The organism is Anaerolineales bacterium, from assembly GCA_003105035.1.
In the GTDB taxonomy this organism is placed as follows: domain Bacteria; phylum Chloroflexota; class Anaerolineae; order Anaerolineales; family UBA4823; genus FEB-25.
This window is the reverse complement of record PQAL01000038.1, coordinates 92574-105716: the sequence shown is the minus strand read 5'-3', so window position 1 is coordinate 105716 and position 13143 is coordinate 92574. Positions and strand designations below refer to the sequence as shown.

General features: G+C 52.8%; 12 protein-coding genes. 5 read left to right on the top strand and 7 right to left on the bottom strand.

The genetic code is table 11. The features are described from left to right. Nucleotides 1-10: 10 nt before the first annotated feature. From C3F13_17310 to C3F13_17280, 7 genes are all read right to left on the bottom strand, one after another. Nucleotides 11-991 (bottom strand): nucleotide sugar epimerase, encoded by a 981-nt coding sequence (locus tag C3F13_17310; GenBank protein PWB50225.1) that lies wholly within the window; start codon nt 989-991, stop codon nt 11-13. 15 nt (nt 992-1006) lie between these two features. Further along, nucleotides 1007-2329, bottom strand: coding sequence for a UDP-N-acetyl-D-glucosamine dehydrogenase (locus C3F13_17305; protein PWB50224.1), 1323 nt, complete (start codon nt 2327-2329; stop codon nt 1007-1009). A gap of 19 nt (nt 2330-2348) precedes the next feature. Continuing rightward, entirely contained in the window at nt 2349-2918 is a 570-nt protein-coding gene (locus tag C3F13_17300; protein PWB50308.1) for a uracil-DNA glycosylase, read from the bottom strand. A 145-nt stretch (nt 2919-3063) separates the two neighbouring features. Next, the gene (rimI, locus tag C3F13_17295) at nt 3064-3546 is read right to left on the bottom strand and encodes a ribosomal-protein-alanine N-acetyltransferase (GenBank protein ID PWB50223.1); all 483 of its coding nucleotides are present in this window, start codon (nt 3544-3546) and stop codon (nt 3064-3066) included. Between the two features lie 101 nt (nt 3547-3647). Further along, nucleotides 3648-4322 carry a tRNA (adenosine(37)-N6)-threonylcarbamoyltransferase complex dimerization subunit type 1 TsaB gene (gene tsaB / locus C3F13_17290; protein PWB50222.1) on the bottom strand — a complete coding sequence of 225 codons (675 nt, stop codon included), beginning with the start codon at nt 4320-4322 and terminating at the stop codon, nt 3648-3650. Beyond that, the gene (locus tag C3F13_17285; GenBank protein PWB50221.1) at nt 4323-4817 is read right to left on the bottom strand and encodes a tRNA (adenosine(37)-N6)-threonylcarbamoyltransferase complex ATPase subunit type 1 TsaE; all 495 of its coding nucleotides are present in this window, start codon (nt 4815-4817) and stop codon (nt 4323-4325) included. An 85-nt stretch (nt 4818-4902) separates the two neighbouring features. Beyond that, nucleotides 4903-7080, bottom strand: a complete 2178-nt coding sequence (locus C3F13_17280; protein ID PWB50220.1) for a hypothetical protein — start codon at nt 7078-7080, stop codon at nt 4903-4905. Between the two features lie 94 nt (nt 7081-7174). Here C3F13_17280 and holB point away from each other — a divergent pair, with 94 nt between their 5' ends. From holB to C3F13_17255, 5 genes are read left to right on the top strand one after another with little or no spacing between them, the layout of a single operon-like run. After that, nucleotides 7175-8191, top strand: a complete 1017-nt coding sequence (holB, locus tag C3F13_17275; GenBank protein ID PWB50219.1) for a DNA polymerase III subunit delta' — start codon at nt 7175-7177, stop codon at nt 8189-8191. A gap of 39 nt (nt 8192-8230) precedes the next feature. Beyond that, nucleotides 8231-10324, top strand: coding sequence for a hypothetical protein (locus C3F13_17270; protein ID PWB50218.1), 2094 nt, complete (start codon nt 8231-8233; stop codon nt 10322-10324). 36 nt (nt 10325-10360) lie between these two features. Continuing rightward, complete coding sequence (locus tag C3F13_17265) at nt 10361-11212, top strand: hypothetical protein (protein ID PWB50217.1); 852 nt, start codon at nt 10361-10363, stop codon at nt 11210-11212. Between the two features lie 9 nt (nt 11213-11221). Further along, nucleotides 11222-12313 (top strand): asparaginase, encoded by a 1092-nt coding sequence (locus C3F13_17260; protein ID PWB50216.1) that lies wholly within the window; start codon nt 11222-11224, stop codon nt 12311-12313. After that, on the top strand, nt 12313-12984 hold the full coding sequence (locus C3F13_17255; GenBank protein ID PWB50215.1) for a Fe-S cluster assembly protein HesB: 672 nt from the start codon (nt 12313-12315) through the stop codon (nt 12982-12984). Before C3F13_17260 ends, C3F13_17255 begins: the two co-directional genes overlap by 1 nt. Nucleotides 12985-13143: the final 159 nt, after the last annotated feature.

Sequence of the window (13143 nt, the reverse complement as noted above, 5' to 3'; positions counted from 1 at the left end):
GTGGCAAAAACTATGGGGTAAGGATCTCGCTCGCCCAGGAGCTTTCCTGCCTGTACCAATCGACCAGGTTAGCGACACCTTCCCGCAGTCCGACAGCAGGTTGCCAACCCAAGAGGCTCCTAGCTTTGGTCACATCGGCCCAATTGGTGGTCATATCCGCCGGGTGAGCAGGGTAATGCGCTACTTGCGCCTTGCGGCCGGTGAGGGTTTCGAGCAGGTCGATCAGCTGGTTGATCTTGATCACTTCGTGGCCACCCAGGTTGATGATCTCATAACCCAAAGGTTGGAGGCCTAGCAGCGTGCCGCGAGCGATATCGTCCACATAGGTGAAGCCGCGTGATTGCTCACCGTCCCCGTTCACCCGCACTTCACGGCCTTCACTCAGCCACTGTGTAAAGCGGAACATGACCATATCGGGCCGGGGGGCGGGACCATATACGGTGAAATAGCGGAATACGGTTACATCCAGGCCGTACAGGTAATGGTAGGCATGGCACAGCACCTCGGCGCTCTTCTTGGTGGCGGCATAAGCTTGTAAGGGCAGGTCACTTGAGTATTCTTCGGGGGTGGGCAGGGGGGCATTTTTCCCATACACGCTGGAGGTGGACGCCAGGATGAATTTGGGGATACCCAGCTCCCGGCAGTATTCCAGCAAGTTCAGTGTACCGGTAATATTGGTGTCGACGTAGACCCAGGGATTTTCCACGGACTGCCTCACTCCAGCCCGAGCAGCCAGGTTGATGACCGCCTCGTATCTTGCCTGGCGTAGAGGCGAATCTTTCGTAAATAGATTACGGTCGGCAATATCCAGGCGGTGGAAGCTGAAACCGGGCTGGCCGGCGAGCAGCTTGAGGCGGTACTCCTTCATGCGCACGTCGTAGGCGTCATTCAGGTTATCCACCCCAACGACGGTATGGCCTGCCTCGAGCAGCATTTTGATCACGCTGCCGGCGATAAAGCCAGCCGCACCAGTTACCAGATAATTAGCCATGGGCTGAGCCTTGTGCTATAGTCGCACTACCTTGGGATTATTCTTACCCAGTTTTCCGAGGGCGTTCCGGCTGTCAAAGATGAATTTAGACTGCTTAAGAATTGCAGCATAATCGTATGATGTGTGGTTGGTGATGATTACCACACAATCTGCAGCCTGCACGGCCTCCATCACATCCTTCACGCTTTCCATCTCGATATTATCATGGGTGCGCAGGTGGGGGATGTGCGGGTCGTGATATTCGACCACCGCACCCTTCTTTTGTAGCAAGCCGATGACATCCAGGGCGGGGGATTCGCGGATATCGTCAATGTCGGGTTTATATGCGGCACCCAACACAAGCACCTTGGAGCCCTTGAGCACCACGCCACGATCATTAAAAGCATCGCTCACCCGGCTGACCACGTAACGCGGCATGTTGGTATTGATATCAGCCGCCAGCTCAATGAAGCGGGCATTATACTGGAAGGCTTTCATTTTCCACGAGAGATACAGTGGGTCGATGGGAATGCAGTGACCACCAAGGCCTGGCCCGGGGGTGAATTTCATGAATCCGAACGGCTTGGTAGCGGCCGCATCGATCACTTCCCACACATCCACGCCTAGGCGTTCGCACATGATGGCCAGCTCATTCACCAGGCCGATATTGATCATGCGGAAGGTGTTTTCGAGCAGCTTGGATAACTCGGCAGTCTCTGCCGAGGATACCTTGACCACGGTCTTAAGCGCCTGTGAGTACCAGGCTGCCGCCACATCACTGCAGTCCTCCGTGATACCGCCGATCACCTTGGGGGTATTGAACGTGTTCCAATCCTCCCGGCCAGGGTCCACCCGCTCGGGTGAGAAAGCCAGGAAGAAATCCTTGCCCACTACCAATCCTTTTTCCTTGCCCAGCTTGGGGAGCAGCACTTCGCGAGTCGTCCCAGGGTAGGTGGTTGATTCGAGCACGATGATCATGCCGGGGTGGATATACCTGGCAAGCTCATCGGTAGCACTCAGGATGAATGACATATCAGGATCGCCGGTCTTGCGCAATGGGGTTGGTACGCAGATGCTGACAGCATCACAATCCACTAATGCGGAGAAATCGGTGGTCGCTGACAGCTTTCCCAATTTCAGATGTTTTGCAATCTGTTCACTCGCGACATCCTGCACATAACTTACACCCTGGTTGAGGGTATTAACCTTGCGCGGGTCCGGATCGATACCGGTAACTTTAAAGCCAGCCTCGACAAAGGCTGCTGCCAGGGGTAGGCCCACGTAGCCCAAGCCAAGAATTCCTATCCTTGCGGTGCGTTCATTAAGAGATTGGATCACTGCATCTTTTATGGGGTTCATAATTCCTCGTCGAGTTATTTCAGAATAGGCTCAGCTGTGTGGGTTCTGATTTATCTTCAGGTGGTTTTTCTTCTTTAATGATCGAAATTTCGGTTGATTTTGCGATCAATTCTGGAAGGTGCAAAAAATCGCGTTCAACAGCTGTTTTTAATGAAGGTTGATGCAGAGCAGCTGCCGGGTGGAACATAGGGACGACCAGCCGGCCCTTGATCTTGTACGATTGGCCGTGAACATCGCTGATCTTGGCATTGGGCAAGAAGCGGGCCATGGAGTAGCGCCCCAGGGTAACAATAATCTTCGGATTGATGGCCTGGATTTGACGTTCCAGGTAGTCGCTGCAGGCGGCCAGCTCATCGGGGAGCGGATCGCGGTTGTTAGGAGGGCGGCACTTAACCACATTGCCGATGAACACATCGGTGCGGTTCAAGTTAATCTTCGCCAGCAATTCTTCAAGGTATTTCCCGGCAGCACCCACGAACGGGCGCCCTTGCTCGTTTTCATGGAACCCCGGTCCTTCGCCGATGAACATGAGGTCCGCGTCAGCCGGGCCTTCACCTGCGACTGCCAGCTTGCGTGAGTGATGCAGCATACAACGCTGGCACACCGCAACTTCGCGAGCGATCTGTGCCAGGGTAGCTTCTGCTAGTTGCTTTCTGTCTTCATCCACGATCCGCCTCCTAGCAAATGTGGCGTAAGTATAAAGGATATCCTGACATTATCCAAGATGATTTCCGTTACAGGATACCCTTGTCATCCCACCGGGTGAGTGATTCTGGCCTCATTTTTGTCAAACTCATTAATAAGGCATCTTCGTCATTGTCCTTATAGTATTTAAAGCGCCTTCCGACGATCTCAAATCCGAATTCAAGGTACATTTGTTGGGCAATGAGATTATTTTCACGCACTTCCAGGGCTGCAAGTACAGCGCCACGCTGAATGGATTGGCGCAGGGTTTCGCGTAGCAGCTGTTTTCCATAGCCATGCCCTCGATATTCGGGGTGGATGGCGATGGTGGCGATATGGGCTTCATCGATAATCAGCCAGGTTACGGACATGCCAATAATAGTTTGCGCATCGTTGGGCGTGGTCAATTCGGCTATGAGTGCCAGCGTGGAAGGATTTTCGGTCAGTTCGAAGCGATATGAATTCTCCGGCCAGGGAAGCGAAAAAGAAAGCGCATCGATGGCGTGGACTTGGGGAATATCCGCCAGTGTCATGCGGCGGAATGTCAACGGGCGAGCCTGTTGAGAAGGGTTAGTTGGCTGCAAGTGGGTGGGAGAATTGTTTTTAAGTAATGGATCGCAAGATCCAAAGACAATTATGGATTAGGGATCGGCTCGCCGTGGTGCAAATAGGTTGGCGACAAGGTGGCAGGATCATCTACATCCCCCGCCTGCCATCGCTTCCAGGCCAGCTCGGCAAGCAGCGCAGGCCGGCGTACCGCATGGGCGGGTGAAACCAGGATGACGTTTTTGTACTTCCTTGCCAGGGTATGTTGTTGTTCTTCATCGAGCTCACCACAAATGAGGGTCGGCTCATGGATCTGGCGCGAGAGGGTGAAAGCATCCATGATCTCAACCGGCGCGTCTAGCTGCCAGCAGCCATCATCCGCCCGGTACCAGCCAACTGCCAACCGCCCGCGCCCGGCCTGGAGAATAGCTGCCATGGAGATGCCAAGCGAAACCGGTTGTGATTCTGCGACGATATCCAGGGTGGGGATCCCGACGATGGGCAGGTGGCATGCCAGGGCAAGGCCCTTGGCGACTGCCATGCCAATGCGTAGTCCAGTGAATGAGCCTGGGCCGGTTGCTACCGCCACCAGCTTGAGCTGTTGAACTTTATATCCCGCGCGGGCCAGGGTTTCAGCGATCGCCGGGGCAAGCTCAACAGTGTGGTAATCACGGCTGGACCAGATGGTTTCGCTGAGTACCTGGATGCCATCATAAACCGCAACACCCACATTGCGGGTGGAGGTATCAATGGCTAAAAGCACTCAGCCTCCATACACCAATTTACGAAAGCGGGCCAACAGGTCTTCATAGTAATCCCCGCGACCTGAAAAGATCAGATCGCGCTGCACTTCATCGATGTAATTCAAGTGCACCCATAATCCTTCAGCTGGCAACACGTCTTTGACGCGCTCCGCCCACTCGACCACCATGGGACCCTGATCGAGCATCGTATCCAGATCGAGATCAATAGCTTCTGATGAGCCGTTCAGGCGGTATGCATCCAGGTGAAATAACCGCGCACCATCTGAATGGCGATATACATTTACCAGCACAAAAGTGGGGCTGGAGACTGGGTCGAGCGTTCCCCAACCCGCAGCAATTCCTTGAACCAGCGTGGTCTTTCCGGAGCCAAGATCACCAACCAGGGCAACCAGGTCGCCGGGTTTGAGCAGTGCACCCAGCCGCATACCCACCCGTCGGGTTTGATCGGCGCTTCTGCTGATGATCTCCAGTGAGTGGGAATCGAGGATGGGCATGAGTGGATTATACAGCGGATTATTAAAAATACAACACTGTATCCACTGGAGAGAGGCTTAGGGTAAGACCGTGAGTAGTTAATGGCTATCCTTTCGTTTTAAGATTAGCCAGTGAAGCAGCTACACGTTTCATGCCGATATTCTCGAAGAAAATATCGACGATTTCATCGTCATCCTGCAGGCGGCTGGTCAGCACCATGCCATCTCCCCACACGGGATGCTGGACGTGGGCGCCGGGTTTAAATTTCTGGAAGGTCACCTTGGCTGCAGATGGTTTTTTTGATTCCCATTGGGTAGCCTTAAGGTCATATGCGACGCTCCTGGACGTACGCATGCTGCGAAGTGAGGCGGTATCTTCCAGGAGCTCGTCGGGGATATCATCCAGGAAACGGGATGGCTCAACGGGCTCGGGGTAACCAAAGGCACTGCGGTTGAACGAGTAAACCAGGTAAAGGCGGTCTTTAGCACGCGTAATGCCCACATACAGCAAGCGGCGTTCTTCCTGCATGGCTTCAGGATCGTCAAATGAGCGAGAGTGCGGGAGTGTTCCTTCGGTGAGCCCAACAATGAATACCACAGGATATTCCAAGCCCTTGGCTGCGTGCAGGGTAAGCAGGGTGGGGGCATTGGCACTCGCCTCGATGGTGTCTTGATCGGAGACCAGGGCGATGTTCTCCAGGAAGTCGCTGAGCGACCGTTCCTGATATTCAGCTGCCAAGCGGCGTAGCTCCATGACATTCTCCCACCGGTCGGTACCTTCATCCGTCCCATCATCGATGTAAGCATGGTAATCCGTTTGATCGAGGATGTGGTCCATGAGAGCCAATGGAGAAAGCTCATTTACTTGTTTGGCCCATTGACCGATCAATTCTCCAAAACCTGACAGGATTCCCAGCGCCCGATGTGGGAATGAGCTGGTGAATGCGTCTGGATTATGACCCATTTCAATTATTAAATTGCCAGGGGTCAGGCCAGCCACCTGAGCCTGGGTACGCAGGAGCTGGAGGGTCTTATCTCCGACACCACGTGTGGGTACATTGATCACCCGGATCAGGCTAAGCTCGTCATTGGTATTATGCACCAGGCGCATATAAGCAATGATATCCTTCACCTCTCGGCGCCCATAGAACCGCTGAGCTCCAACCAATTTATAGGGCAAGCCTGCATGCAGGAAAGCTTCTTCCAGAAGGCGCGATTGAGCATTCGTGCGATACATCACCGCGGCATCACCGGGCTTGATCTGTTGGCGGCTGACCAGGCTGGCGATGGTATCCACCACAAAGGAGGCTTCTTGCCGATCATCGTAGGTTTCATGCAGCATCACTTTTAACCCATTGGATCGCTGGGTGAAAAGCTGCTTGGGGATGCGGTTGGGATTGGGGTCGATCACCGCCATTGCAACATCCAGGATTTGTTGGGTCGAGCGGTAGTTCTGCTCCAGCAAGATTACGCGTGAGGCAGGGTAATCCTTTTCAAAACGCAGCACATTGCGGTAATCAGCGCCTCGCCAGCGGTAAATCGATTGATCAGCATCGCCAACAGCGAAAATATTATTATGGAATGAGGCGAGCTTCCTCAAGAGGGCATATTGAGCCAGGTTGGTATCCTGGAATTCATCCACCAGGACGTGCTCATAGCGACGGGCGTAGCGCTCACGAACGTTGGGATTATCCTCCAACATGAAGGCTGTATACAGAAGCAAGTCATCGAAGTCCACCGCGTTGTTGGTCAACAGCATCTGCTGGTAGCCAATATAGATTTTCTTAATTACTTCATCCCGGTAGGTCTGCAAGGGATATTCATCAGGTAGCAGGAGCTCGTTCTTGGCATTCGAGATGGAATTTAAGACCCCTACCGGACGGTAAAGCTTCTCGTCGATATTTAAATCTCTGATCACGCGCTTTACCAGGTTGAGCTGATCATCCTCATCGAAGATCACAAAATTGGCATTGAACGGCAATTGTTGGGCTTCTTTACGCAAGATGCGGGCACAAATGGCATGAAATGTACCCAAAGTAACTCCATGAGCACCCTCACCTAACAAGCTGATTACCCGGTTTTCCATTTCGCGAGCGGCTTTGTTGGTAAAGGTAACTGCCAGGATATGCCCCGGTCGCACTCCCAGCATGCCGATCAGGTAGGCGATACGGTGAGTGAGCACGCGTGTTTTACCAGAACCGGGTCCCGCCATAACCAAAACGGGACCCAGGCCTGCTGTAACAGCCAGCTGCTGTTGTTCATTAAGACCAACGAGGAGGTCCATCCGGCAAATTCTACCATAATTACCTGTGCGGCAATTTTTCACTGAATGGTGGTTGCTGGTTGTCAATATCATGGCTCTAGGCTAAAATCACACCATGGATTGGGGCATGGTTGGGCATGGTTGGGCGGTTGATCTACTTGCCGGGCACGCAGCCCAAGGGCGGGAGCGGCATGCCTACCTCTTTACTGGCCCCCAGGGTGTGGGCAGAAAAACACTGGCCCTACGATTCGCTCAGGCACTGAACTGCCCCAACCCCACAGCGCCCGGGCAAGCCTGCCGCAAATGCCCCAGCTGTAAGCGCCTGGAAAACATGCAGCACCCCGACTTATCCATTGTTGAAGCGGAGCGCGAGGGTGCGGTCTTACGGATAGACCAGGTGCGAGATCTGCAGCATGTGCTGGCATTAGCTCCATACGAAGCACGTTACCGTGTGGCATTGATCCTGCGGTTTGAGGAAGCCCACACGAGTGCTGCTAACGCCATTTTGAAGACCCTGGAAGAACCCCCTGGCCAGGTGCTGGTATTGCTGACCGCCCAAAGTGCAGAGAGCTTACTACCAACCATCGTATCTCGATGTGAGGTGATTCGTCTGAGGCCATTATCCGTTGAGGAGACATCAAAAGGCCTGCAGGAGATCAAGCACATACCTCAGGAGCAAGCGCAGAAACTGGCGCATATTTCTGGGGGACGCCCAGGGTATGCGATTCGTTTATTTGAACATCCTGGCTTACTCGAGCGGCACCAATCTGCCATCGACGAGCTATTCCAATTGCTGGCAAGCCCCCGGCGAGAACGGTTTGCCTTCGCACGCGAGAAAACCGATCCACGCGAGAGAATCGACAGTAAAGAAGAGCTACGCAGCATGCTGCAAGTCTGGACGAGCTTGTGGCGGGATGTGCTCATGGCTGCTTCAGGGTTACCGGACATGCTAACTAATATTGATTATGTGAATCAAATTTCCAGGCTGGCGAATAGCATTGGTCTGCAGCAAGCGCAATATCAGGTTAATTCGACGGAAAGCACCATGGAACGCATTGATAGAAATGTCAATGCCCGTTTAGCAGTGGAAGTGATGCTGATGGATTACCCGACGGTGAATCAGGCTGCATGAGAATGAATTGTGCTATACTGAGACAGGATCTCAATTTTAATGGATAACCGAACTGGAAATTCCAGGGAAGCAAGCTCGACCCGGGCTTCCCTGGAACTGCTCTACAATATCAGCCGTGAGCTGAGCTCCGCGTTGGATCTACGCACGTTACTGGAGCGCGTGCTCTCACTGTCCATGGAAAATGTAGGCGCGATCAACGGGTCCATTATTGTCGTGGATGATAATGGAACACCGATAGATTCAACTATCATCGCGGGTGATACCGTCCATAAGCACACCACAAAACGGCTGGTGGAAACCCTGGATAGGGGCTTATCGGGGTGGGTGGTGCGCGAGCGGCGGGTGGCCCTGGTGGAGAATACCAACCAGGATCAGCGCTGGATGCGGCGACAATATGAAGATGATGGAAAGCCGCTGCCAAAGTCAGCTCTAAGCGCACCTATCCTGACACGGGAAAAGCTGGTGGGGGTGATGACCCTGGTTCATCCACAGCCAGGCTTTTTCGGGACTGAGCATGTTGCCTTAATTCAGGCAATTGCTGATCAGGCCGGGATTGCTGTGTTGAACGCCCGTTTGTACGATGAAAGTCAGCGCCACGCAGAAGTAATGACAGCCCTTGCTAAAAGTGCTTCGGGAGTCTCGCCCAGCCTGAACCTGGAGGATGTTTTTTCGGGGATCCTAGACCAAACCCATCAAGCGGTAAATTCGCAAGCGGTTTTGCTGGCATTGTATGAAAATCAAAGCTCAGCCTTAGAGCTCAAGGCAGCTCAGAGCTGGCCAAAACCCCTGGTGGGTATAGCGCCTCGTAAGGTCATTGGAGGAATCTCCATGTGGGCGGCTGAACATGACCAGGGGGTGATCCTGTCTGACGCCTCTCAAGATGAGCGCTTCTCTCCGGAGGAAGACCAGCCAAAAGGGGTTAGTGCCCATGCGCTGTTGTGTGCTCCCATCCATTATCGCGGGCAGGTAATTGGCACACTGACGGCGATTAATCCGAAAGATGGGGATTTTGACCAGGATGCCTTACTCATCCTGAGCGGTATCGCCAACCTGGCTGGGACTGCCATCCGGCATGCCCAGCTATTTGAGCAGCTTCAGGCGGCGCATCAACGCTACCAGGATCTGTTTGAAGATAGCATTGATCCAATCCTGATCACCGATTGGAACGGGATGATCCTGGAGGCTAACCGAAAAGCCGTGCTGGCTTCGGATTACAGTAAGGAAACCTTGTATGGTATGCCAATTGACCAGATCCACAAGCTCAATCACGAAATGGTCGGTGTGGATTTCAGTGAGCTGCATTCTGGTAGGACTTTTTCATACGAATCATGTTTATGTACAGCCAGCGGCCATGAAGTGCCGATTCAAGTTTATGTGCGCGAGATCGAAACTGAAGAACAGCCGGGCGTGCAGTGGATCTTGCGTGATATTACCGAACAGAAAAAACTAGATACACTGCGGGATGACCTCACGGCGATGATCTATCATGATATGCGCTCACCGCTGGCGAATGTTGTCTCGAGCCTAAACCTGCTGGAGACGATGCTGCCACCCAAAGATACCGCCATGAAATCATTGCTGGCGATATCACTGCGCTCAAGCGAACGCATCCAGCGGATGATCGAATCGCTGCTAGATTTAAGTATTTTAGAGGCTGGCCAACCGGTAGGTAAGCGGTCTGCTGCCAGCATCTCTCAAATAATTTATGAATCAGTCGAGTCGATTGAATCAACGATCAACAATAAAAATCAATCCATCCAATATAAAGTTCAAGAACACCTGCCGAAAGTGCTGGTTGACCAGGATATGATCCGCCGGGTGGTAACCAACCTGGTTGAGAACGCCAGCAAGTACTCACCAGCTGATAAAGTGATTGAGGTGGGTGCCCGGAAGGATCATGACCTGGTAGTGGTTTGGGTCCAGGACCAGGGTGGTGGTATCCCGGCCTCGGAGCAAGGTCGTATCTTTGATAAATTTACGCGCTTAAAGACCAGCAATGGCCCCAAAGGGTTAGGGTTGGGATTGGCTTACTGCCGCCTGGCAGTGCAAGCACACGGTGGAAAAATCTGGGTGGAGAGCGAGCTTGGAGTTGGCTCACGCTTTATTTTTTCGCTGCCAATTATGGAAGAATGACAATTCACGGCGATATCTTAAAACACAAAGGTGATTATGCAGCAAATAGACCGCGGTATCTATCTTGAAAATTCTTATCCGGGAGTGACCGTAGGGGCAGTCCTGCTGCCGCTGGGCACGATCCTGGTCGACGCGCCTTTGCGTGCCGAAGATGCGCGCACCTGGTTGAACGTCTTGTACAATCTCGGCGCGAAGCCCAACCGCATGCTGGTGAACCTGGACGCACACCCCGACCGTACGTTGGGATCCAGGTCGATGGAGTGCACAATCATCGCCCACCAGAAGACCGCTCAGGTTTTCCGGGGTAGACCGTCGGTCTTCAAGGGTCAAAATGCCGAGAGCGGATCGATATGGGAAACTTATGATGATGTGGTAGGGACGCGATGGGCACTACCAGATATCACCTTCACCCACAATATCTCGATCCATTGGGGTGAGCAAGAAGTGATCATTGAATACCACGCCGGACCTGCACCTGGTGGTACCTGGGTAATCGTCCCATTTGCCAAAGTAGTGTTTGTCGGTGATGTTGTCCTGCTCAACCAACCACCATTCCTCACCAATGCGGATATACCAGCCTGGATCGAGACGCTTGACTTATTGACGAGCTCATATAAAGATTATTCCATTATCAGCGGGAGAGGCGGGGTAATTAACCAGGAGGATGTGAAGGCTCAGCAGCGCCACCTGAAGAACATCCTCAAAGGCTTAGATCGCATGGTGAAGCGTAATGCAGCAACCACTGAAGTCGAGCGTTTAATCCCGAGCCTGCTTTCAGACCTAACCTTCCCGGATGACCTCTATGATCAATATTATCAAAGATATCGCCATGGCTTATTTCAATACTATGCCCGACGGTACCATCCAAGTGAATCGAGCGGCGAATAAATATACTATATGATAAATACATCCTACGAGCCGATTTTTCAATTAACCAGGGGCGATATCGTAGAATCGATACATTTTGGGGCGATTGCAGTCGTTGAAGCCAGTGGACGGATGACAGCATGGTATGGTGACCCAGCGCTCGTCACATATACACGCTCATCAGTGAAACCTCTGCAAGCTTTACCGTTTTTAGAAGCAGGTGGCATGGCATATTATGGCTTAACCCTGCAAGAGGTGGCATTATTGTGCGCCTCCCATTCGGGTACGGACGAGCATTTCGCGGTGGTTAGCTCCATTCAGGCGAAGACCGGTGTGAGCGAGGCGGACTTGATGTGTGGTGTGCACACAGTATATGACCGTAAGACTGCTGACGCCATGCGCCAACGAGGTGAAGTGCCCACGCCCAACCGGCATAACTGCTCGGGGAAACACACGGGAATGCTGGCGTATGCCAAGATGTTAGGTATTCCCACGGGTGTGGATGAAATGTCCTATATCGATCCTACCCACCCTGTCCAACAAAAAATCCTGAGCACACTGGCTGAGATGGCTGACCTTCGTTCGGATGAGATTCAGGTTGGGATCGATGGATGTTCGGCACCGAACTTTGCCCTACCTTTGAAGAGCACAGCGCTTGCCTTTGCGCGCCTTTGCCAGCCTAACAAATTGCCGGAGAAACGGGCAGACACTTGCCGCCTGATCTCGAAAGCCATGATTGCCTTCCCCGACATGATCGGCGGGCCTGATAATTTCGATACCTACGTGATGCAGGCTTCTCAGGGCAGGCTGATCTGCAAGGGAGGGGCAGAAGGTTTTCAGGCATTCGGGATCATGCCGGGGACGATTAGACCCGGCTCACCTGCGCTTGGGGTGGCGTTTAAGGTTTCAGATGGAGACCTAAAAGGCCATAATTTCCCTTATGGTGATCCTCGTGGGCATGTCCGCCCAGCCGTGATGCTGGAAATCCTACGCCAGCTAGGCGTGTTTGATGCCCAGGACCTTGCCAACCTGCAGGAGTATGGGCCGGAATTTCCTGTGGAGAACTGGCGCAAGTTAAGGGTGGGTCTGGCCTCACCCTGTTTCAAAATGGTTATGGGTTAATGGACTTAAGCGAATGCGCCCTGGAGGTGCATCGTCGGCTGCTTCAAAAATATGGCGAACCAGCCTGGCACATGGAACTGCCAATTTTGGATGAGCTGATCTCGACCATCTTATCCCAAAACACCAACGATATCAATCGAGACCGGGCGTTTAGCCAGCTGACACACCGATTCAACAGCTGGGAAGCGGTGCGGGATGCTGACCAGAAATCGGTAATAGAGGCTATCCGCTCTGCAGGGTTGGCAAACCAGAAAGGACCGCGCATCCAAAAACTTTTACGCCAGATCACCGCGGAACATGGCTCGCTTGACCTTGAGTTTTTGCGTGAGATGTCCACCAAAGAAGCCTGGGACTGGCTGATTCGCTTTGATGGGGTTGGTCCAAAAACGACATCTATTGTACTGTTGTTTTCATTAGGTAAACCAGCCTTCCCGGTGGATACGCATATTTATCGGGTGACGGGCAGAGTCGGTTTACGCCCCGAAAAGATGAGCAATGAAGAAGCACATCAATACCTGGCTGGCTTATTCCCACAAGACACTTATAAAGCTGCACACCTGAACATTATCCGTTTGGGGCGGGAGGTTTGCCACCCGCGCAAGCCTGACTGTGAAGGGTGCGTGTTGAAGTCACTGTGTAAATACTATAGAATGTCACGTACTGCATTGTGAGTGTTGTCACTAGCAAATAATGACAGTTGACAATGAGCATAAAATACCACTTGATGTATCATTGTACTTGAGAAGTGAGCTTAGGAACAAACCGAACGCTTACACTCATTGCTGTTTCCTCCTTTGGCGAAAGCCTCCGCTGGGTACCTCACCACCCCA